This window comes from Bacillus sp. RK1064 (genome assembly GCF_051488405.1).
Taxonomy (GTDB): domain Bacteria; phylum Bacillota; class Bacilli; order Bacillales; family Bacillaceae; genus Bacillus.
Window position 1 is genome coordinate 1098493 of the sequence record NZ_JBPSCZ010000001.1, and the last position, 18670, is coordinate 1117162.

At 47.4% G+C, this 18670-nt stretch carries 27 protein-coding genes; 7 read left to right on the plus strand and 20 right to left on the minus strand.

The window, feature by feature from the left end:
* Window positions 1-5 precede the first annotated feature (5 nt).
* The 16 genes from ACSSTM_RS05785 to terL all read right to left on the minus strand — a co-directional run bounded on the left by ACSSTM_RS05785 (window position 6) and on the right by terL (window position 12742).
* Window positions 6-2807 (minus strand): phage tail tape measure protein, encoded by a 2802-nt coding sequence (locus ACSSTM_RS05785; RefSeq protein ID WP_437404036.1) that lies wholly within the window; start codon window positions 2805-2807, stop codon window positions 6-8.
* Window positions 2808-2828: 21 nt separating this feature from the next.
* Entirely contained in the window at window positions 2829-3086 is a 258-nt protein-coding gene (locus tag ACSSTM_RS05790; protein ID WP_437404037.1) for a hypothetical protein, read from the minus strand.
* A gap of 56 nt (window positions 3087-3142) precedes the next feature.
* The gene (locus ACSSTM_RS05795) at window positions 3143-3526 is read right to left on the minus strand and encodes a hypothetical protein (protein WP_437404038.1); all 384 of its coding nucleotides are present in this window, start codon (window positions 3524-3526) and stop codon (window positions 3143-3145) included.
* Between the two features lie 56 nt (window positions 3527-3582).
* On the minus strand, window positions 3583-4125 hold the full coding sequence (locus tag ACSSTM_RS05800) for a hypothetical protein (protein WP_437404039.1): 543 nt from the start codon (window positions 4123-4125) through the stop codon (window positions 3583-3585).
* A gap of 42 nt (window positions 4126-4167) precedes the next feature.
* Window positions 4168-4542, minus strand: coding sequence for a minor capsid protein (locus ACSSTM_RS05805; protein WP_105926449.1), 375 nt, complete (start codon window positions 4540-4542; stop codon window positions 4168-4170).
* Window positions 4542-4952, minus strand: coding sequence for a hypothetical protein (locus ACSSTM_RS05810; protein ID WP_437404040.1), 411 nt, complete (start codon window positions 4950-4952; stop codon window positions 4542-4544). The genes ACSSTM_RS05805 and ACSSTM_RS05810 overlap by 1 nt, the downstream gene beginning before the upstream one ends.
* Window positions 4949-5287, minus strand: coding sequence for a hypothetical protein (locus tag ACSSTM_RS05815; protein ID WP_437404041.1), 339 nt, complete (start codon window positions 5285-5287; stop codon window positions 4949-4951). The genes ACSSTM_RS05810 and ACSSTM_RS05815 overlap by 4 nt, the downstream gene beginning before the upstream one ends.
* Window positions 5288-5674 carry a hypothetical protein gene (locus ACSSTM_RS05820; RefSeq protein ID WP_309415804.1) on the minus strand — a complete coding sequence of 129 codons (387 nt, stop codon included), beginning with the start codon at window positions 5672-5674 and terminating at the stop codon, window positions 5288-5290.
* Between the two features lie 15 nt (window positions 5675-5689).
* Complete coding sequence (locus tag ACSSTM_RS05825) at window positions 5690-5899, minus strand: hypothetical protein (protein ID WP_309415805.1); 210 nt, start codon at window positions 5897-5899, stop codon at window positions 5690-5692.
* Window positions 5899-6183: a hypothetical protein gene (locus tag ACSSTM_RS05830; RefSeq protein ID WP_066030316.1), complete on the minus strand. Its 285-nt coding sequence runs from the start codon at window positions 6181-6183 to the stop codon at window positions 5899-5901. The genes ACSSTM_RS05825 and ACSSTM_RS05830 overlap by 1 nt, the downstream gene beginning before the upstream one ends.
* Before the next feature lie 49 nt (window positions 6184-6232).
* On the minus strand, window positions 6233-7336 hold the full coding sequence (locus ACSSTM_RS05835) for an SU10 major capsid protein (protein WP_437404042.1): 1104 nt from the start codon (window positions 7334-7336) through the stop codon (window positions 6233-6235).
* Between the two features lie 11 nt (window positions 7337-7347).
* On the minus strand, window positions 7348-8034 hold the full coding sequence (locus ACSSTM_RS05840; RefSeq protein WP_437404043.1) for a phage scaffolding protein: 687 nt from the start codon (window positions 8032-8034) through the stop codon (window positions 7348-7350).
* A 63-nt stretch (window positions 8035-8097) separates the two neighbouring features.
* Window positions 8098-8928: a phage minor capsid protein gene (locus ACSSTM_RS05845; protein ID WP_437404044.1), complete on the minus strand. Its 831-nt coding sequence runs from the start codon at window positions 8926-8928 to the stop codon at window positions 8098-8100.
* Window positions 8928-10529, minus strand: a complete 1602-nt coding sequence (locus tag ACSSTM_RS05850) for a phage portal protein (RefSeq protein WP_437404045.1) — start codon at window positions 10527-10529, stop codon at window positions 8928-8930. Before ACSSTM_RS05850 ends, ACSSTM_RS05845 begins: the two co-directional genes overlap by 1 nt.
* A 3-nt stretch (window positions 10530-10532) precedes the next feature.
* On the minus strand, window positions 10533-10958 hold the full coding sequence (locus ACSSTM_RS05855; protein ID WP_003213159.1) for a phBC6A51 family helix-turn-helix protein: 426 nt from the start codon (window positions 10956-10958) through the stop codon (window positions 10533-10535).
* A gap of 17 nt (window positions 10959-10975) precedes the next feature.
* Window positions 10976-12742, minus strand: coding sequence for a phage terminase large subunit (gene terL / locus ACSSTM_RS05860; RefSeq protein WP_437404046.1), 1767 nt, complete (start codon window positions 12740-12742; stop codon window positions 10976-10978).
* A 102-nt stretch (window positions 12743-12844) separates the two neighbouring features.
* On the opposite strand from terL, the gene ACSSTM_RS05865 reads away from it, so the two are divergent.
* Window positions 12845-13390 carry a tyrosine-type recombinase/integrase gene (locus ACSSTM_RS05865; protein ID WP_437404047.1) on the plus strand — a complete coding sequence of 182 codons (546 nt, stop codon included), beginning with the start codon at window positions 12845-12847 and terminating at the stop codon, window positions 13388-13390.
* 14 nt (window positions 13391-13404) lie between these two features.
* Here the strand turns inward: ACSSTM_RS05865 and ACSSTM_RS05870 are convergent, their stop codons facing one another.
* The 4 genes from ACSSTM_RS05870 to ACSSTM_RS05885 form a co-directional block, all read right to left on the minus strand.
* Window positions 13405-13650, minus strand: a complete 246-nt coding sequence (locus ACSSTM_RS05870) for a hypothetical protein (RefSeq protein WP_437404048.1) — start codon at window positions 13648-13650, stop codon at window positions 13405-13407.
* Between the two features lie 930 nt (window positions 13651-14580).
* On the minus strand, window positions 14581-14856 hold the full coding sequence (locus ACSSTM_RS05875; protein WP_437404049.1) for a hypothetical protein: 276 nt from the start codon (window positions 14854-14856) through the stop codon (window positions 14581-14583).
* Window positions 14853-15155 (minus strand): hypothetical protein, encoded by a 303-nt coding sequence (locus ACSSTM_RS05880; protein WP_437404050.1) that lies wholly within the window; start codon window positions 15153-15155, stop codon window positions 14853-14855. Before ACSSTM_RS05880 ends, ACSSTM_RS05875 begins: the two co-directional genes overlap by 4 nt.
* 1203 nt (window positions 15156-16358) lie before the next feature.
* Window positions 16359-16586 carry a helix-turn-helix domain-containing protein gene (locus ACSSTM_RS05885; RefSeq protein ID WP_437404051.1) on the minus strand — a complete coding sequence of 76 codons (228 nt, stop codon included), beginning with the start codon at window positions 16584-16586 and terminating at the stop codon, window positions 16359-16361.
* A 118-nt stretch (window positions 16587-16704) separates the two neighbouring features.
* Between ACSSTM_RS05885 and ACSSTM_RS05890 the strand changes: the two genes are divergently transcribed.
* The 6 genes from ACSSTM_RS05890 to ACSSTM_RS05915 all read left to right on the plus strand — a co-directional run bounded on the left by ACSSTM_RS05890 (window position 16705) and on the right by ACSSTM_RS05915 (window position 18629).
* Window positions 16705-16845, plus strand: a complete 141-nt coding sequence (locus ACSSTM_RS05890) for a hypothetical protein (RefSeq protein ID WP_226014778.1) — start codon at window positions 16705-16707, stop codon at window positions 16843-16845.
* A gap of 404 nt (window positions 16846-17249) precedes the next feature.
* The gene (locus ACSSTM_RS05895; RefSeq protein WP_437404052.1) at window positions 17250-17435 is read left to right on the plus strand and encodes a hypothetical protein; all 186 of its coding nucleotides are present in this window, start codon (window positions 17250-17252) and stop codon (window positions 17433-17435) included.
* Window positions 17435-17887, plus strand: coding sequence for a hypothetical protein (locus ACSSTM_RS05900; protein ID WP_437404053.1), 453 nt, complete (start codon window positions 17435-17437; stop codon window positions 17885-17887). Before ACSSTM_RS05895 ends, ACSSTM_RS05900 begins: the two co-directional genes overlap by 1 nt.
* 35 nt (window positions 17888-17922) lie before the next feature.
* Window positions 17923-18264 (plus strand): hypothetical protein, encoded by a 342-nt coding sequence (locus ACSSTM_RS05905; RefSeq protein WP_437404054.1) that lies wholly within the window; start codon window positions 17923-17925, stop codon window positions 18262-18264.
* A gap of 13 nt (window positions 18265-18277) precedes the next feature.
* Window positions 18278-18409, plus strand: a complete 132-nt coding sequence (locus ACSSTM_RS05910) for a hypothetical protein (protein WP_264188711.1) — start codon at window positions 18278-18280, stop codon at window positions 18407-18409.
* A gap of 43 nt (window positions 18410-18452) precedes the next feature.
* Complete coding sequence (locus tag ACSSTM_RS05915) at window positions 18453-18629, plus strand: hypothetical protein (protein ID WP_404841336.1); 177 nt, start codon at window positions 18453-18455, stop codon at window positions 18627-18629.
* The last annotated feature ends 41 nt before the right edge of the window (window positions 18630-18670 follow it).

Here is an 18670-nt window from a genome sequence, read left to right on the forward strand (position 1 = left end):
CCTCCCTAATAACTGCTTCGATCTATTTCGTCCATCTGCCGTCTACTAACGTGCGGTTCGACCAGTCTTCCTATCACTTCCGAATCCATGATGACAGTCGCACCTTTGCTCGCTTCGATCGCATTTCTGATCGCTAATAGGTCCGACTGCATTTGCGGGCTGTAGCCGCCTGCTGACGCAACCCGAGCCGTATGCCCCGCGTCGATCATGCGGAATAGATTCGCTTGTTGCGCTTCTGTCAATACCATTTCGTTCCTTAACGCACGGATATCCACTTCACGGCTCATCGGTTTGCCGAACTTGGACGCAAGGCCGCCTGAATGTAGCTTGCCGGCCGGTTTGCCGACGATGCCTCCGACGTGGTACGTTCCTTCGTTTCCTCGGCCACGGCTGACAGCTCGCTCCGTTTTACGTGTGACGTCCGTTGTGATAACCGTTATACGCTTACTAAGGTCCTTACTCAATTCCGCGTTCATAACCGATGCTTGACCGGTGATTTCAATAACCTTGTTCTTCGTACGTTCTAGCTGCGACAGTTCGCTTTCAATTGCGGCTAATGACTCTCGGTATTCTGCCGTCTTCTTGTCTGCTTCGGTCGTATTGTTGATTAGGTTTGCCCGCGCATCTCGAAGTTTACTTATCTCTCTGTCTATGACTGCGACGCCTTGCCCTTTTTTCGCAGTAAGACCGACCTGTCGAAGCTCTAATTGAATCATTTTCTGATTTACTTGATCGAGTTTCGAAAGCTCCTTTTGAGTTTCCGCAAGGCTGGCGCGTTTTTTCTGCAAAGACTCGGTGCTCTTAACTAGCTCGGTTTGCTTTGCTTCTAAAATACGTTTCTCTTGTGCGAGATTTACTTCGAGCATATTTGCAGTTGCTTTATCACCGTTCTGTTTGGCTTGTGCTATTTTCTGTTCAATGCTCTCTACAACAGCTAATTGGTTTGCGACCGCCTGCTCTTTCCCTGCTCGCTGTTCCGTGATGCCGTTTATCTCTTGTTTAAGCTGCTTTTCTTTCTGTAGTTGACCGTCCATGTTCCGTTCCGCGAGCGTCTTTTGCTTTTCGAGCTCCAAGCGCAATTCTTCCGCTTTCTCCGCACTTAGACGTTTCATCGCCTCAGTGTTTTTCGCGATCGCATTACCTTGCGCTGAGAAAGCCGCTTCTGTTTCCGGTGACTTCTTGATGATCTGATCGTTCAGTTGCAGGAACCGGTCGAACTCCTCATTCGTAAGCCCCGAACTTTTACGTAAGCCATCTTGCTCCGCGTTTAGCTTTTTAATCGCAGCCGAATCTTTCTCGTTAGCCAGAGCGTCCTTGTTGTCTAAGTAGCGCAGTAATTCATCGTTCGTCAGCTTCATTTTCGCCTGTAGGCCGTCGTATTCTTTGATCGTTTTGTTGATTCCGTCGACTTCCTTTTGCTTCGCGTTTGCCGCTTCTAGGCTGACCGTATTCATCGCTTTATAACCCGCATTGACGCCGACTAACAAGCCGCCAAGCACCGAAAGGCCCGTTATGATCCAGCCTGCCGGCCCCATCGCCGCGAATAGCCCACGTAATGCGAAGCCGAGTTTGATCGCGGACGAAGCCGTAAGAGCGATCGCGGCCGACGTTCCTGCCATCGCAAGACCGGTCGCTACTACGCTAGGATTTATCGAACTGAATGCCCGCACTAAATCGGCTCCGATGTCGACTATCTTCCGTAGGTGCGGTAAGAACTCGTTTCCGAGCTTAATGCCGAGCGTTTCAACTGCGCCGCTTAGTTCTTCGACTGATCCGAGAAAGTTGTCGAGCTTTACTTTAGATACTTCAGCCGCAGTTACTTTCGACATGGCCGCCGCCATATCCTCAACGCCTTTTGCGCCTTCTTTATAGAAGACCGTTCCAGCACGCACCGCATCCGAACCGAATAGCGTTTGAAGCGAAGACTGCCGTTGCTGATCCGTTAGGCCTTTAAATGCGTTCTGTAGAAGACCGGAAATAGACGCCAAGTCTTTTAAAGAGCCGGCTTGGTCGAAGAACTTATTCGTCCCATCAGCCGTTATAAGGCCAAGGTCCATCATTTCTTCTCGTTGCTGCTTCGTCTGCGGTTCTAGTCGCGATAACATCGTTTTAAGGGACGTACCCGCATCCGATCCTTTGATCCCGTTCTGTGCGAAAACGGCAAGTGCCGTCGCCGTATCCTTAAACGACATTCCGATTCCGGACGCGACCGCCGATACCTGTGCCAAGCCGAACTTCATTTCGCCTACGTCCGTCGCTGAGGCGTTGGCTGCGCCTGCGAGAATGTCAGCCGCTTCAGATACCGATAAGCTGTCGGCCTTGAACGCGTTAAGTGCCGTACTGGCGATTTCGGCCGCATCCGCAAGATTTAAGTTGCCCGCCGCTGCTAGATCGAGTGCGCCCGCTAGGCCTCCGTTTATGATATCCTTCGTCGTTACGCCGGCCTTTACGAGCTCCTCGGTTGCCTGCGCCGTTTCGGTCGCACTAAAAGACGTCGATTCGCCTAGCTTGATTGCGAGATCGGTCAACGTCTTCATTTCTCCGGCTGTTGCGCCCGATACCGCTTTGACGGCGCTCATTTGCTGCTCGAACGTTGCCGCCGCTTTTGCTGATGCCCCGATGCCGACCACGACTGCGCCTCCGACCGCTAAAGCCGCTTTTTGAACGAGACCCATTTGCGAGCTTAACGACTTTGCCGAATTGCCCATCTGCTGCATCTGCGCTTGGGCTTGCGCTACGCCGGCCGTGAATTGGTTCGATTGTAGCGTCAGCGTCGCTGTGATTTCGCCTACTGATACACCCGTCAATAGATTTCCTCCTTTCCTCCGTTATTTAAAGAAGTTCCGCAATTGCTCGAACTTTTCACGGTCAAATTCTTCGCGATCCACATAGCCGGCCTGTTTGCGTAAGTCCTTCACAAGACGTTGATACTCTCGGTCTTCCATGGCGCGCCCTTCAGACCCGACAAGTAGCGAAATCATCGACAAACGATCGATCGCACTAGCCTTCGTTTTGGAGCGTAAGATTTTCGGAATATCGACCATGTAATAATCGTTTTCAATCTGCCGCTGTGTGACGCCAAGCAATACCGACGCATCTATTAAGTAGTCATCGATTGTGTACTCGCCTTCATCCGCTTGCTTTACTGTGCGGCTTTCGGAAGAAGGCTTTTCAGGTTTTTTGCTAGGGATTGCAGACGGTTCTTTTCGACGACCGCGATTAAAAACTCGACAATTTCGTCGGCACCGACGTTTTCATGTACGTAGTCTTTATCTAGTCCGGAAAGGACCGAGACAACCTTTACGACTTCATCCATCGCTAGATTAATCGCCGCAACTAGGGTCGCTGCAAAATCGTCTTGACCGTTCGTGCTTAAAACCGTAAAGAATAAATGCGGCAAGCGATCAACTACCTCGAATAGTTCCTTCCATTTGACCGGCGTTAGCTTCGGTACTTGAACCGTTTTGTCGCCGAGTGTAAGTTCGTTTGATACCTTTTTCGTACCACCGATACCAAATAAGCTCATTGCGTAACCTCCTTTCAAAATAAAAAGACACCGCTGCTAAGCGATGCCTTCCGTTGTTATTCTGCTGATTCGTCACCCATGATATATAAAAGACCGTCATTGTCCGTGTCCGGATACGCTTTGAACGTTAGATTAGCAATTCGCTCATCGTCTGAGTTGTACGTATATTCCGGATTACTGACAGCTCCGGCAAGGGGGACTGTGATGTAATCATTTGGTGTTGTCCCTGGCGCCGTTGGCTTGATGACCAATTTTTTGGCTGCCGATAGCATGTCATAGCCAGCTTCTCCTGATACCATTAATTTCATTTTTGTCGGATCTGAGCTGTCCTTGATTAATTTGCTATTAGGCATTGCTGCGGCTAGTCTCTCTAAGTCGTGTAAGGCAAACGGTACTTCTACTTCTGCATTACCGCCTTGAGTAGTCGATTTGACGGGAGTTTCACCGAACTGATCTACCGTAACATCTTTAATCGATGTTTCAGCTTTAAATACAATACCACCCTTGGTGATCTCGTATGTCACCATTTCGGCGCCTTCGCCGTATTCAACGATTGCTGGACCGATAGGCACGTCGATACCTCTTTTTCCTGCTGCCATTCGTTTTCCTCCTTTTATATTTGCGCAAAATAAAAAGCGCCCCTAAGGACGCTCTACGCAATCGAAATTTAATGAATATATTGGTCGGTCGGATTCGTCGTCTCCTAAATACAACGGCGCCGAGTTATTGCATCGTATCTGTACGATTGAGCTTTCGCCGACCTGAACCTCGGACAAATTCGTAAGCGCATCGTATAGTTCAAATGCCTTGTCTTCCGCCCCCGCACCGTCCCTTGATTCGCCACGAACGAGTATTTGGAAAGACGGCCGCTTAAGTCCGGTGTACTTAGACGTCGGGAAGCCTCCCGTTAACTTGACCGATATTTCCGCTCCCTCACCGTCTATTGAAAACTTATTTGCGTAATAGTTACCGTCGACTCTCGCCTTGATGAAGTTAATTAATTCGACTATACGCATTAGGTCAGCCCTCCACGTGCACCATCCGCAATCCAACGAACGTACTTATCCGCGTTTCCTCGTAATGGCCTTTCAAGGTATTTGTTTCCGACCTCATAGCCGTCAATTCCGCCAGCGCCTGCCGACGTAGGTCCGAGTTTGTAATCCATTTCGTGCGTCCAAATTGCGTAGTTAAAGCCGTCCTCGACCGCTCTGAATGAAACGTCAACCGACGCTTTTCCTGCCGTCAATTTAAACTTTTTCTTAACGCTTTGCCTCAACGTACCTTTGTCGATCGGCGCGATATTCTGCGCAACCCTTGCGAGGTCATCACCCGAGTCCCCAAGCGCCTGTGCTGCGCCTTCAAGAGCGCCTCGACTGGCGGCGATGATTCCGCTGATAAAGTTACTCGCATCAAACGTAAAACTCATAGAAGCACCTCCGTCAGAATCGCTTTACCGCCGATATGTCTCTTAACGTTGATTTCCTTCGGTCTCTTTTCCATCGTTTCTCCGAGTTCATTCGTGAAAGAGATAAGGTCGGTATAACGTACGTCAGCTAGGCGATCTAATAGAATACGAGCCGATGCGACTGTTTCCTCGGACTTAGTGACGCCGTTGTTGCGCGACTTGACCGCGGTAGAGCCTTCGTCGATTCGGCATTTTAGCGTTAACTCTTCGGCTTCGTTTATCGGGTTTCCCCAAACGTCTCGCTCAGCAGATAGGCGCTTCACCGTAATAGTTTGGCGCATAGGAAATATCGCCATTTACAGCACCGTCCTTCTGATGCGTTTGCCTCCGATTTGGACGCCGTTTTCGTCTTCGATGGCGCTGATTGACTCGCGCGGGATAAGGTCCTCGTCTTCGCTACGAAGCGTATCTTTGTAGTTAAACGCAGCGACGCCAGTAATTGAGTACGAAGAAATACCGTGCTTGTTCAGCCGGTTCGTGTCGTTGTACGCGATGGCTAGAACGTTAACAAACTCGTAAACTGCTTTGTCGGGTATAACGTACGTAGGAAAAACACGCGACAAAGTCGAAGAAGCCCGGTTTATTAGCCGGTTCTTCTTCGCTTCATCTGCATCGATCCAATCCTCGGTATCTACTAAAAACGTATTGATATATTCGTTTGCACCTTCGACCGTAGCCGCCAATCGCCCCACCTCCTGTTATTTTGCGGAGGATTTCTTGGCGGGCTTTTTAGCTGGCGCCGGCTTCGGTTTATCCTCCGGTTTTATACAAGTAACCCACTTCGGACATAATTCATCTAACAACTTGATCTCGTCCGAGTCGTCCGTCTCATATGTCCCATTGTGATCAAAAACAATCTTTTGGGAACTTCCAATCATATAAAAAGGTGCCGCTTTATAAAGTGCCATTAGCTAGACCCCTTTCCCTCTAACGCCTCCAAACGACTTCGATAATCATCTAAAATCGACTTGACTTCCGTATTAAGATTATCGAGAAAAACGCTGCCTTTTCCTATGGTTCGAGAGTTTACGGCCCCATCTCCAATATGCCTATTTTTAATTGCTCCATCCTCAATAACTAATGACCCGCCTTCAGAAGATTGAAGGTTTTGGATAATGTCACCCAGTTTCAATTCATTCGCAATAGGCATAGACTCGTTCAAACGTTGTTTTTGACTCTCCGTTATCGCCAAATGTATTTCCCCCTTTCAAAAATAAAAGACGGGCAATTAAGCCCGTCGATTAAGATACAGTCGTTGCGATGTTTTCGAGAATCGCAATTTTTTCGTTAGCGTTTTTAACTTTGATGCCGTATTCCCCGCGAATCTGTCTTGCGACAAAGTCTGCGCCTGGAACGCTCGCGTCCGTATCGTATACAGAACGCCCAGTCAAAGGATGTAGCGAAAGGATGCTTCGGTCGAACAAAGCGATCTTATCTTTCGGGAAGTTAGGATCAACAATGACCGTAGCGACTCCGCCGCCAACCATGTCTGAAACAAATGTGCTGATTCTGTGGCCTGTAGCTGCGTCTGTACGTTCAGTTCGGATAGTATCTGTCGCCATTTTTGAAATCTGACGAGCGCCTGCTGTATTCGTTAAAATCGTATTTACAGAGCCGCCTCTGAGGTAGACCTGCTCCATCAGTGCGTTAATATCTTTAGCCTCTACTTCTTTTCCTTCTAAATTTGCTTTTGCTGATCCTTTAAGATTCGCAAAGTTTAAAAGACCACCAGTCATACGCGGCTTACCGTCAATTCTACGTCCATAAATCAACCAGTCGTTAAACTCACGCGCCATTTCTTTCAGTCTTAATTGCACTTGGTAATTGAGTTCATCCGTAACATTGTGCGTTCTAACAGCTTGTTGAGTGTTGGAAACCGCCGCATATCTTTCGATGATTTGCGTGAAATTGTAATCAACGTAGCGATCATGCCCCTCGTCCATACCTACGCCTGCCCCTTCATTTTGTGGGCGGGAAACAATTCGCAACTCAGAGCCAGCTTTTAGCTCTTCCTGGGTAGTACCGTCGAATCCTCGAATAACTGTCAGCACATCGCCCGAAACGTCGGTAACTTTAAGATATTCCTCCCCGACAACAACGATAGCGTCTTTACGGAACTTAGATCCGTCATCTTCTGCAACAGTAATTTTACCGTCTGCCCCTACTTCTTTAATCGTTGCTAAGTTCGAGTTTAAACGATCTGACATCCACTCGAATTTAGTTTGGAAGAGAGCTTCACCATTTAGTCCCACAAGCCCTAAAAGAGTCGGCTCGTCTTGAAGAATTAGCTCGATTCCCGCGTCCAACTGACGTACTTGATCCTTAAAATCATAACTCTTTAACATTTAGTTTCCCCCTAGTTATTTAGTAGACTCTTTATTTTGTTAGAAATCTCAACAACCTTTGAAAAGTTTTTTTCCTTCTTCGCAGTAGTTAGTTGAGCTTCTAAAGTCTTGATTTCCCCACCCGATTCTCCGCCTCCATTTGTAGGTTGACCTATTGGCTTACTATTTTGAGTGGATTTAATCAGGTATGGTTTATTGTCAACGATCTCCCTAACAACACCCTCGATTCCGAGCACTTTACCCTCATCGACCTTAACTTCCGATAAGTCTGCGAGACGTAATGCGTCATCAACATAGGCGATGCCGTGAGCCGTAGCAATCTTAATAAACTCGTTCGTAATTTTGTTTTGTTCGTCCGCTTTTTTAAGATCCTCGATCTGCTTCGCAAGAGACATCTCAGTCTCCGATTTCGCTTCGAGTTCCTTTTTGATGCGCTCGAGTTCCGTCAATTCTGCGTCTGCCTTTTCTTGCTCCGCTTTCTCATACGCCGATACTTTCTCTTTTAAGTCGCCATAATCTGCATACTTAGATTCAACGCGGCTAATGCGTTTGGTAATCAGTGCGTCTAGTTCTTCCTGCGTGAGTTCGAGCTTCTTCGGCTGATCACCGCTTGGCTGCTGCGTCACTTGTTCTTCGACTAGGCCTCCGCCCGCTTGATCATCTGCGTCAAATAACGGCATAAATCGTTTTACAAACATATCGTCCTCCAACCGTTTTAAGGCCGTCGCCTATTAGATAAAACAGCCGTTTAGTTTAACGTCTTAACGTTCGGACAATAAACCGACATCTCTGATCGGTGAATATACGTGCTTACAGCGCGGATGAAATATCTCGCCCGTCGCCTGTAATTCTTCGTAAGTCTTAAAATCGCCAGGCGCATCCGGCGTCAACTTTATGATCTCGCCTTCGTGGCCACGGCAGGCGTCTTTGGCGCTATGTGCCGATATTTGCGCATACAAAACGCCGCGATCGACGGCTTCGTTAGTCGTTGCTTCGCGGTATGTCTGCATCATTTTCGTTCGAGTCACCATGTCGGCATATACTTCCGGTTTCCACCGCCGCCCTTTTGCGTCGACGATTCCGGTCATCACCGATTCCTTGAGGCGTTTCTTTATATCGTCCCGAATCGTTCGGCGGCCGTTTGTGCCCGACGCCATGTTGTACTTGATAGAATCGGAAACGGCGCGCCTGACTGCGGCTTTCGTTTTCCGGTCTACGTTCTGCGTGACAGCTAAAAGATCCGTTTGAGTATCCGCAATAGCTGCCGCGACCATTGCTTCGTTTAACTCGTTGAACTTTACGATAAGAGCCGCTTGTTCAACCGTTTCAGCAACCTTAAGCGAAACGAGCGTATTGATTACGCCTTCTCGCGCCGCAATAGGTACGTTTTCACTAACCCACTGCGCCGACTTAGTATCGAGATCCGCTAGAATATCGCTGATTGATTGCAGCGTAGCAAGAGCATTGGCTCGTCGGAAATCCGTAATATCAACGCGATCAAGCTCGGCGAGAATATCTTTGATGGCGGTTCTATAATAGCCGGCAAGCTGCTTCGTTTGGTAGTCGTAGTTAGGTTCCGGTACTTTCGCCATTACTCATCGTCCTCGGGTTCCGGTGTCGCTCCCGACTCATTAAAGATCGAAGAATCTACAAAGCCATTTGCGGAAGTTTCGTCTTCTTCAATGCGGCGCATAATTTCATCCGCCTTTTCGTCATCGACGTCATCCATCGCCTTAATTGCGCTCTTTACGTCAAGTGTCGGTTTACCCGCCGTTCTGATCTGCATGATCTCCGCCCACTCTTTTTCGTTCTGCGGAATTCCGTCGTTCCAAACAGCGCGCGGATACACAGCCTCGTCGATTTTAATGCGTTTGACCGCCTTCTCTAAAAGCATACACGTCCACAACGCGTCTCGGATCGCTCTATCATAGTGCGCCCTTATTCGTTTTACCTTCGAAAGAATCGGCATAAAGCGCGCTTTGATTGCGGCGCCGTCTGTATGAGACGTTCCGGTTCCTCCGGAGTTATCTCCGGACATTACAGTCCCAAAAAGCCACTGCGGTGTTTCTGATTGCATAAATACGCTACTAAATAAGACATCGAGCTCCTTAAAAGCCGCGTCTAGTTGCGCCTGCCACACCATATAACCCGGCGTCGGATCGTCTTTTGTTACCGGAATATAAGCGCCTCCGAATTTCACTGTATCGCCATCGTCCTGAATTTCCGGACCATACGCAGTAGGATCGCTATGCTTCCATAGGATATAATCAATCTGAACCAAACGGTCATTAATCGCAGCAAACGTCGTCTCTAACTTTTCTAAGCCGCCAATTCCGAAAAACTCGTCGTCAATCGACTTGTATGGAACATGAAAGACCGGAATGTGTGGCAGATGCGTTTCTTCGATATCTTCTTCGCGTCCTGTCGGCAATTGTTCACCGATCTTAAATACGGGTACCGGCGTGCCCGTTGAAGTATCAACGCCATTTTCGTTCAAACGATGCCGCGAGTACAGAATATAACCTGGTACGTGTCGTTCAACGTTTAAAAACGGAATCTCCGTCTTCTCCGTTTCGACCCATTCAATCTGCGCAATATTGACCGCCTTTAACTTCTTGACGTTCCCGACACTGAACTCCGGAAAGACTGCGCCAGCGCTTACGTGTTCAATGATCGCTTCCATCTCGACATCTGCTGGCACGGGTAAGCCGAGCTTTTCAACTTCAGTAAAGTCTTGACGGTAGCCGTATCGAACCTTAAACCACGAATCACCGCGAAATCCATTAGCCGTTGCGCTTTCGTGAAGAAGCTGATTAATATCGTTTTCCTCTACGTAGCGATTGAGCGCTTTTTGTTCTTCGCTGTCGTCGGGTAAGCCGCTTTCAAACTGAACCGGTTCGCCTACGAGAAGGTCAGCCGGCTTCGTTACGAGAATGTCGGCAAGATTGACCGCGATATATAGCTTCTTTAATTGCTCGGCTTGTGGCGAGTCTTTGAGCACCTCGGTTGCACGCTCATAAACGTCTCGCTGCCGTCCTTCAAACAACTTTTTCATACGCCGATATTTCGCTAGACGCTCGATTGAATCAGCCGGAGGAAATTGCGCGCCAGGTCGGATGATGCTATACGTTTTCGTATGTGATCCGTCGTCGGGTTCGTGGTTGCGGTGCTTAAATAAGTCCGTAAAACCCATCGCTTATTCCTCCTTTAGAAGTGCGTCTAACTTATCCGCTTCATTTTGAATATCATCGACTGACTCGTCGGTTGTTGTGTTGTCGGTAATAATTTGCTTTTCGGTAAGCAGTCCGTATCGTTTCATGAATAAATCAATCGCTTTAACGGATGGTTGCGGACCCTTGATCAGCTTCATTAATTGACCGTATACTTCCGACCTGTGACTAGAAAGCATGTCATCCGCAAGTAAATTCATGTATTCAATGAACGCGGAATCCTGCGTTCGCCAACGATACAACCCCATTCGCGACATCCCTAGTTCTTCTGCGAGTTGCTCCTGCGTTTTCTTCTCGCCGCCTTCCGGCATAATTTCATTCAAAGCGCAGGCCTGGGCGGCTTTCCGCTTCTCAAACGACAATTGCGCCTCTAGCTGCTTAATTCTCGACATTTAACGTCCTCCTTTCGTTACATATACTTCGGCTTCGATTGAAGCACCGTTTTAGCTCGTTTACTGACACTCACCGCCATTTCTAACGCATCCGGTAGGTCATCGTGCCAATTCGAGCCGTACCGCTCAAACTGCTCGAGTAAAAGCTTTTGACTGCGATGAAATTCGATCTCGCCTTTTTCGATCTGCGGCATGAGAGCTTCTATACGAAGTTCTTTTCGCGATCGTTGATTTATTTTTGTGACTCGCGATCCCGCCGGATAACCTTGTATGACTAACTCGCGTTTTAGTGTATCGATGAAAAATTCCTGAGCCATCTGTGACTCCGCCGCAATTCGATCCGGTTGATATTCCACGACCTTCTCGACAATTTTTCGTAAAAACTTATCGGGATGAATACGTTCTCCGTATGCGTCAATGACATATATCTTTCCGGTCTTTTTATGCTTCGCTATCGTCACAATCGCCGAGAAGTCGCCGCGTTCTTTACCCATCGCAAAATCTACGCCCATATAAACCGCATATTCTTTGTGATCCATTGTGAAGTCAGACCAATACGAAAAAGAATCCGGCTTAAATAACTGCGATTCCTCATCGATTGGGTTATTCATAAACTCCGTGTTAAATGCTTTTGTTTTAATATTAGCCTTTTCTATTAATAGAGCTGGCAAAGGGAAACGATCGGGCCACAAAACCTCTGCGCCTTCGTCCATTTCCTCCTTATTTTCTTCATAAAAACGAAGTGCCGCCCTTGCATTCGGTGTAGACATCGAGTCTTCCGATTCTGCCTGCATCAGCTCTTCGATTTCTTCATCGCTAGGTACGTAATTCTCATAAATGCGCTCGAATTCCGCCCACAAATCGACTCTCTTTGGTGGCTTAATGATCGCCGGGAAGCTGTTCTTGATGAAATCGCGACGTTCTTGCAGTACGTAGTTCAGCAAAGAGTCAAAGTGTACAAGTGTTCCCATGAAAATGAACGCTGTTTTCGTAGGGTCACCCGCAGGCATAAGGTCTTGGTTAAGCCAATCCTTCGCTTTTTGGCGCAGTTCAGGCGTGTTAGTGGAGTCTAGCGATTCCAAGTCGTCCAGAAGAATTAAATCCGGTCGCTGTGAACCATTACGGAATCCCCGAATCTGAGTTCCGAGGGACGTCGCTTCCATTTTGATTCCGGTCGTAGTAATAAATGCCGTCTCGGAATCCTTTTCATTGCGCGTTTTTTGTTCGTAAAGGACCTCGCCAAAGTCTTCGCGTAGCTTTTGATTGTACTTAAGCTGTCCCGCGACCCATTTAATGAACTTGATCGATCCGGCGTTCGTTTCCGAAATAATCAAGATCATGCGTCGCTTTTTATATACGATTTCACGCACCGGATATGCATTCGATAGATACGCTGACTTTGCGTGTCCCCTCGAAGCCGCCCAAGCGATACGAGCCGTTTTATTCCGGTTAGATACCGAGTCGAGGATCGACGATAACTTGGCGTGGAAATTCGGCGCGTCGTCCATGTCTACCGCTTTTGTCGGCACGAGGTTATCCGGATTTCCCGGGTTTCTCGCTTCCGAAAAGTATTCGTAGAAGAAATAGAGCATATCGACCTCGGCACGGTGTACCCGTTTTAGTTTGATGAGTTCATCGCGGTCTTTCCGCATAAGATCGACATGGTAGTCCGAGTGTTTTCCCGCTTTGATAATGTCGCGTAATTTCTTCAGCCGCTCCGTGACGGCCTCTATCCGTGCCTGTCTTTCTTCACGTTCTAAAAACTTGCCATTTATATACGCCAAGTTATCGTCCTCCTTCCGTCTATTTGCCGTTGACTTACCGTATTCGTTATCGTATAATGAATGTAACTTAAAAATAATTAAAGTACATTGGAGTGAAGACGTATGTCTAACGCAGTGAATCCGATCAAAAGTAAACGCGATTTTAATAAACTAAAAAACGCCCTCAAACCGGGGCGCGACCGTCTGTTATTACAACTAGGGACGGCTTTTGGGCTTCGTATTTCCGATTTACTTTCACTTAAGGTCGGCGATCTTCGCGGTCAAACGTCTCTTAAAATAACCGAAGCCAAGCGCAGCAAAACGCGTGTCATTACATTTTCAGCACCTGTTAAAAAGCTCGTCAATGAACTCGAAGGCGCCGACGATGACTACGTATTTGCCAGCCGCAAGGGCGTCGAGTCGATTAGCCGCGTCCAAGCATATCGCATTCTAAACGAAGCTGCCGAGCGCGCTGAGATCGCTGAAAAGATTGGCAAGATCGGTACTCACACGCTTAGAAAAACGTTTGGCTACCGTTTGTACGAAATGGGTATCGCAGTCGATCGTATCGCAGCGATTCTCGGCCATTCGTCCGAAAAAGATACGCTGAAATATATAGGAATCACGGCCGACGAGATTTCGGACGCATACGAAAGCATCGCGATTTAGGTCGTGGTGCTTTTTTAAACAGAATCGTCTAGGTAAACTCGGTCGACATCATACGGATGTGTCACGACACCATACCCGCCTTTTCTTCGATTATTTGGAGGCTTTTCATAACCTTTCATCGCCACTTCTAACTCAGCCAACGCTTTCGTCGCGTCTTTCGCTGCGCGCTGGACCGCTTTGAGCCCTTTGATAGCCTCCGCAACATCTACGTCTACCTTTACGTTTAAATTGCCGACTGATTCGCGTTTGTTTTCCGCCATTCACGTCATCCCCTTTGTCCGTTTTATTAAAGCGCATTTCATCGTGAAACACGCTTTTTACAGAGGCGACAGGAATCGAACCTGCCCACGCGGTTTTGGAGACCGTATCGCCACCTTGGAACATGCGCCCCTATGTTGTCACACCGGCCGTGGTCCGCTTCTTCGAGAGGCGTGCCGGTGAATGTACGTACGTCAACGGGTATTAGCCGCCTGATCAGTTAGACGCAAGCACAAAAAGACCTCCGGAGCTGACCGGAAGCCTCGTTCTGATTGCGATTGCTTTTATTCTCAAACCTTATTGTAATTCTCTTTAAAGATTTTTTAATGAAGGTAGAATTTTGTAGATTTTTCAATAAATTTGTAGTATAGTAGATATTGCCTAAAGAAAGGTACCAATTTTTAGAGTATAGCTCGATGACCAAGGGGGAGTCACCGTATAGAGCCGTCTACTTAGTCCATTTGTTAGTGGATTAAGCAGGCGGACTTCTATCGGACTCGCAAACCGGTAGAAGGCGCTGGTGAAAGGAGGCATCGAGTAGTGCTGATATCTAAATTTGTTGGTACACCTCCGCACTGTCCTGATTGCGGAACGTATAGCAAAGACGGAAACCCCGTCAATGCTGATACGTGTAATTTCTGTTCTGAACTGCAGAATTGAAAACAGGAGTTTATCGGTGATGTTCTTTGTGGTCGTCACCGATATTCTACGTGTAAAATAACTATTGACAATGATTAATTAATGTACTATAATTAAACTAACAAATTTAGATATCGGCATTACTTAAATGAACTCATTCAGATTGCGACTGGTGAGTTCTTTTTTTTGTTTAAAAATAACACGAAATCACCGCTTTTCACCGGCCACCCTTACGAATACACTAGTCGGCTACCAAAACGGCTAATTTCGTGTTATTTTACGTGTTAAAATCGTTATGCTAGTCCGTACCGTTCCCGCAATACTTTCATATCGGCGGTTATGGCCGCTTTGAGTGCGTCGATTGAAGACGGTTCTGAGCCTTCCGTCAGCCGTAATTGCTTCAACGTTTCTATTTTCGTCCGTAGCGCGCTGTTCGTGATCGCGGTCGAATAGTGAACGCCGCAGACGATGCAATCAAAGTACGTTTCGACGACGCCTTTTCGCACGTCGCGCTCTTTTAATACGACGGCGGTCCGTTGGTTGCATGAGTCGCAGGTGACGAAGGTCATGTTCGAGAAGCACTCCTTTCATATACGACGAGCCAAGCCGCTCCATCTTCGCCGATACAAAACGGCGCTCGCTGCGTCAGTATTTTCGAGTCTTCATTACTAATTTGATATTCGTAAGCACAGAGTATATAGTCGCCAAATTGTTCGAATGCATACCTTTCCGGTTCATATTTTCGGTGCAAGCCCGCTAAAAATTCCGATGCATTCTCTCCGAAAGATTTCCGGAATGAGGCGCTACCATCGTCCACTACAAAAACGTTCTCTGCGATTTGAATGCATGTGTCGGTGTCTAGCGTCATGTGTACGCCTCCTCTTCGTTTAATTTAGCGTATTAATCCTCCACCCGCTCCGACCATCGTCGGTTAGCTACGACCGCGCGATTCGCAGCATAACGCATGTCTACGTACGGGTAGACGACTAACACCCCGAGTTTAAAAAATTGTGCGCAAGTTTTATTCGTCAGATCGGGCGGTTTTGGCCAGGGCGCTTGGGGGCGGGCGGCTTCGTCTATTTTTTCGCATTTATTATTGAATAACGCATTCATAACGTTGCATAACGAAAGTAACAAAAAGACTTTCTGTTACATTCGCATTGATGACGAACGTTGATGCACCACGGCTGGATGCCGTTAGTTCAGCGCAATGAAACGAATTAACTTTATGCATCGTACCAACCCCGCCATGCCGCCATTCGTGCGGGCTACCTATGCCGGCCGGTATGTATAGGATCGTGCATAAACAGTTTGGCTTCGGTGGCTGACCCCTCGAGTTTTCGGAGGCCTCGTCCGCTGGCGGCGTCTTCTTGATTGCGGATGTCTTCGCCTGTCCCTCACCGTCACCCTATCGACCGCCTTCGTACTATATTATATACACCGCCTGTGCCTACCGTTACATAGCGGCTCTAGGACGGTACCCTATCCGTTGGTTAAACCGCTGCCTATCGTCTGCTCATACGGCATCCCTACCGTTAGTATGTTACGTTCATTTACGTCCTCATTATATAGGACACATATTCGTATGTTTCACAAGTATAACTACGCAATCATAACGATTAGCTATCGTTTGTATCTCCGTCCTATTAACGTTATCTATTCCGTATTTATTTAAGTACAGCGCCCTCGGCTCCGCCTCGTCCGCAATTAATAAGCCGCCGTTATTCATTCATTATACATATTGCGTATATGTGAGACGAAGCGTAGCGGAGGATCACTAGGTTTTAGATTTAGAAGATAAGAAGTAATTCCCGCCCTCAAAACGCTGTATCCCACGTGGCTCTAAGCGCCAACCCCATTTTCGCTTGTACGAATGAAGTCGTACTTTTGGCGATTTTGTACGAATGAAGTCGTATTGATTATCAGTTAAATCGACGTAATTGAGAATGAACGCAAGTCTACCCGTATTGTCTACGCAACACGAACGTATTTTTATTCATTTATACGTATATCAATACGTTCAGTGTGGCGAAAACAGAACACGAAAAAGAGACGCTCGCCCTGAACGTCCCTACTCTTCGTCGTTGCCTTCGTCCTCTATTTCGAACAGATCCTCGTACTTCCATCCGCCTGCTTTCATGATCGCAACGACCTGCCAATCTTCGTGCCGCCCATTCGAGTCGAACCGCGAGATAGAACCCTGCGAAACGCCCGACGCTTCAGACAGTCTTGTTTGCGTCCAGCCATCCGCCTTCATTAGTTCCTTTAGACGCGGCCGTACGTTTATGCGCTTGCTCATCCGCACCACCTCCGTATTTATATAAGTAATTATACGATATCGAATATTATTTCGCAATATCCGTTGACATACGTTATACGATATCGTATAATAAAGGTACAGAAAGGAGGTGCACGAATTGATTGAACTAGCTACTAAAATATCCGTCTTGCTTGCGTCGTGGTTGGCGATCATCAAAACCGCAATGGAAATCACGTCATTACGCAAGAAGGCAAAGAAAAAGCGACGGTCTCCCGCCAAGAAGAAACGTCGCAAGTAAACGGACGGGGCGCTAAGCCCCGGTTCAATCAATTATACCACACATGCGCAAAATTAATACGCTTGATACGTTGCTCATTATCGTCCTGGTCGCTTGGATCGCATTCACAGATTATAACGCAATGCAGCCGATAGACTGCGCAGCCATTGCAACGTTAATTATTTTCGGCTTTGCGGTCGCAATAAAAACGCTAATAAAATAAGACGTCGAGCAGCCGGTACAGCCTAGACTATTACGACGCTAATTAGACGGCGCTGACGTACTAAAATCGTGGAGGAATCGTTGAATATGATCGAGTATAACTGCCCGGACTGTTCATTCGCCCGGCTAGACGTAGAAATCGAAACGGCCGCTAAATGTCCGAACTGCGGCGGCCTTCTAAACATCGAGGAGGAGATCGCCTAATGGACGTAAAATTGACGGCTTTAGACACTTCAAATGCGCCAACCGATTCGCTACAGCGCGCGGTCGAACTATTTAAAAGAGAACGCGACGATGCGCCTGCCGGCTTTGACTTCGGATTTAGACTTGCTCTAATCGCGTTCGGATACGATATAACCCTAATAACCCTCGAAGGAGATGACGTATAATGAACCGCCTCATCAGATACGTATTTAAACATAAAAATACCGGCAAGATCGAAACAAAACGATGTTATTTATCGCAATTAGAAACGAATCCAACGGAAGCTCTCGCTCCATTCGGCAATGACTCGAATTACGACTTAATATCCAGAGATTTATGTTTTGACGAAGAAAAAGGCGTTTTTGTCGGAGATTTAATCGAGGTGGCTTACGGTGATATAAGCTATACAGCAGTTGTAAAACTAGGAGAATACGATCAGGACGGGAGTGCAGGCGAGTACGAACCTAGAGAGTGTGTAGGTTTTTATGCTGAGGCGCTGAACCCCGATGCCCGCGACAAAAAAGATCGTAGGATCGTCGCAGATTACCATGAACAAAGATCATTGAATGATGTAGATTCGTATAAGATCATAGGCACCGTTTACGAAAATATTGAACAACGGGAGGAATCGGAATGAAACGTTTTATTACGATAACAATCGCGGTGGTACTAATGACTCTCGGCTTGACAACGCCGGCTAATGCGGCATCGATTACGGTAAAGGTAGACGCACCATACTATATGCCCGGCGCAAAGTCGGTAGACGTAGTGGCATCGAAAAGCAGCGGAAAGCGCGTATATTACACGATGTATTTGCAGCAGCTCTATACCGACGGGTGGAAAACGAAACAATCGTTGAAAGGCGAATTCGTTAAAAGCACGCCCACCAAACGATTTTACATTTCGACAATGATTACGGGTCAATACCGCATTAAACTAAAGGCATACAGCAACGCAGGCAAGACGAAGCATACCGGCACATACTATTCGAAAAGTTTCGCAGTGACGCGATAAGGAGGACGACGATATGAAATTCCGCAGATTCTTGTACGGATGGGCACGGTTCTTAGGCGATGTGAACGCGGTGAAGAAAAACGACGTAGGTGGACGCATCATGAGACGCGGCATCGGAAGGGCTTTCGGCAAGTTGTTTAAATAGGCGCCAAGATACGTTATAATACGAAGGTTGTGAGGTGAAAGACGTGAATAGACCGCAGCCAGGCGATTATGACGTATCTGTCGTTTATGATATTCGCGAGTTACCGGACGTTAAGAGCGGCCGATGCGACAATTGCGATACGTCGAAGTTTAACAGTTCGATCAAAGGCGGAGTGTTTCTCCGTAAGTGTTCGAAATGCGGAATGACTAAACGAATATAGCGCAAAAATAAAGACGCCCTCAAAGGCGTCCTTTTTCGTTT